Below are 2,433 nucleotides of genomic sequence, written 5' to 3'. Positions count from 1 at the left end.
GGCGCCGACCCGGCGGCGCAGGGTCTGCACATGTGGCTGGCCGAATTCCCGCAGCCGCGCCCGCCGCGCGACACCTGGGAATCCCATCCGCTCTATCGCCAACTCGACGACCAGTTCAATCAGCACCACGAGGACAACCCGGGATACACCGGTCTGCACTTCATGGCCGCCTACGAGCTCGAGGAATGCTGGCAGCTGCTGCGCCAGTCGCTGCATTCGGTGTCCTACGAGACACTTGCGCACCTGCCGAGCTACTCAAAGTGGTTGTCGCAGCAGGACTGGACGCCCGCATATAAGCGGCATCGCAAAAACCTTCAGCTGATCGGGCTCAACGACGCCGACAAGCGATGGGTGCTGAAGAACCCGAGCCACCTGTTCGCGCTCGACGCGTTGATGGAAACCTACCCCGACGCCCTGGTGATCCAGACGCATCGGCCGGTCGAGACGATCATGGCGTCGATGTGCTCGCTGGCGCAGCACACCACGGACGGCTGGTCGACGAAGTTCGTCGGCAACCAAATCGGTTCGGATGCAATGGAAACCTGGTCACGCGGGCTGGAGCAGTTCAACACCGCACGGGCCAAATACAACGCGGACCAGTTCTACGACGTCGACTATCGGGAGTTAATCGCCGACCCGATCGGTACGGTGGCCGACATCTATCGCAAATTCGACATCCCGCTCACCGACGAGGCCCGGCAGGCCATGGAGGACAGTCACGCCGAAAGTCAAAGCGGCGAAAGGGCTCCCAAGCACAAGTATTCGCTGGCCGACTACGGGCTGACCGCCGAAGCCGTCAAGGAGCGTTTCGCCGGGCTGTGAAGCTCAGCCGTCGCCGGCAGGCGGGGCGGTGGATACCGCTTCCAGACACCCCTCGGCGACTGCGTGTTCGATGCTGTCGCCCAATTTCGGGCATGACCGAGTTCGCGCGCTGTGCGTCCCGGTCGCGCGTAGCTCGGCGAAATAGGCGCAGCGCTGCGATGCCTCGGTGTTCCATTGCACCGCAGTGTGTCCCGGCCCCAGCCGCTTGACATTCACCGTCGCGTGGCAGAACCGGCAATCAACCGGTTGCAGGCCCGTTGTGAGATACCGAGTGCGGTCGGCCTGCGTAGCCGCCGCCACCGCGGCCGCCCGCTCCGGATCGTCGGCGAAAGTCGGTGCCTTGGACCAGGATCCGCCAGGCCTACCGTCGGCGGCCGACGCGGGCTCGTCGTGGCTGTCGTGATCGCCATGGAGCATCAGCATCGACCGAGCTAGCCGATCGACGTCGGGCGGCTGATTGTCCGGGCTCATTGCGGAACCTGGGTCGGCTGTCCTTCCGACTCAGCCTGCTTTTGCAGGTTCTCGTCGACCTCAACGTGCCACTTCTCGTTCGCGATGGTGGTGTCGACCTCGATTTCGAAGCGGTCAGTCATGTCCGGCGTGACATCGGCGACGTCGACGTAGAACTGCTGGTACCACCGCCGCATCTGATACACCGCGCCGTCTTCTTCGACCAGCAGTGGGTTGTCGATACGAGTCTTGTGCTTCCAGATCTCGACGTCCTGCAAGAAGCCCTTGCTGACGCCGTCGGTGAAGACCCTGGACAGCTTCTCGGTCATCTTTTCGTCCATGCCTTTGGGCTTTTCGACGATGACGCCCCACTGGAGCATGAACGAGTCCTGGGTAACCGGGTAATGGCAGTTGATCAGGATCGACTCGGCCTTGTAGTCGCCGTATTTGTTGTGCAGCCAATTGATCATGAACGACGGGCCGAAGTAGGACGCCTCCGAATCCAGATGCGCTTCACCGTAAGAGGTGCCCAGGTCGTTGATGTCAGGCCGACCGACGTTGTGCAGGTACTGCGAGGCGATGTGCCCTTCGAAGACGTTCTTGAAGTAGGTCGGCAGGCCGAAGTGGATGTAGAAGAAGTGGGCCATGTCGGTGACGTTGTCGATGATGTCGCGACAGTTGGAACCCTCGATCAGGATCGAGTTCCACCGCCAGTCGGTCCAGTCGCCGCTGGCGAACTCGGGGATGTCGGGGATTTGCACCTCGGGTTGCGGGGGGTTCTTTTCGTGGTCGTGCCAGACGAACAGCAGCCCGCTGCGGACGTCGGTCGCCCAAGACCGGGTACGGGCCAGCCGCGGCGTGCGCTTGGCGTAGGGCACCAGCTTGCACTTACCGTCGCCACCCCAGCGCCAGTCGTGGAACGGACAAGCGATTTCGTCGCCCTTGATGGTGCCCTGCGACAGGTTGCCGCCCATGTGCCGGCAGTAACCGTCCAGCACGTGCACGTCGCCATGCGAGTCGGCGAACACGACCAGCTTGGTGCCGAAGGCGTGGACCGCGTGCGGCTCCGGCGTCCGGAACGTGCTGGCGAGTCCGAGGCAGTGCCAGCCGCGGGCGAACCTCTCCGGCGGTGCGCCGCTGTTAATGGTCCGGACGCTGGGC

The 2,433-nt window shown here is 63.4% G+C and carries 3 protein-coding genes; 1 reads left to right on the top strand and 2 read right to left on the bottom strand.

Annotated elements, in window-relative coordinates; translation table 11 throughout:
* Positions 1-822, top strand: an 822-nt coding sequence (locus VN856_RS13965) for a sulfotransferase (RefSeq protein ID WP_325689970.1), incomplete at its 5' end; no start/stop codon positions are given.
* A 3-nt stretch (positions 823-825) separates the two neighbouring features.
* Here VN856_RS13965 and VN856_RS13960 read toward each other — a convergent pair.
* Together VN856_RS13960 and VN856_RS13955 are read right to left on the bottom strand one after the other, a co-directional pair.
* The gene (locus tag VN856_RS13960; protein ID WP_325689968.1) at positions 826-1,293 is read right to left on the bottom strand and encodes a hypothetical protein; all 468 of its coding nucleotides are present in this window, start codon (positions 1,291-1,293) and stop codon (positions 826-828) included.
* Positions 1,290-2,433: Rieske 2Fe-2S domain-containing protein (locus tag VN856_RS13955; RefSeq protein WP_325689965.1), on the bottom strand; the 1,144-nt coding region annotated here is incomplete at its 5' end. The genes VN856_RS13955 and VN856_RS13960, both read right to left, overlap by 4 nt.

Origin of the sequence: Mycobacterium sp. (assembly GCF_035603715.1) — a bacterium.
In the GTDB taxonomy this organism is placed as follows: domain Bacteria; phylum Actinomycetota; class Actinomycetes; order Mycobacteriales; family Mycobacteriaceae; genus Mycobacterium.
This window is presented reverse-complemented; position numbering and strand designations above follow the sequence as displayed.

Coding starts and splice junctions, on each gene's coding strand:
- VN856_RS13960 (WP_325689968.1), bottom strand. CDS start 1,293: ATGAGCCCGGACAATCAGCCGCCCGACGTCGATCGGCTAGCTCGGTCG.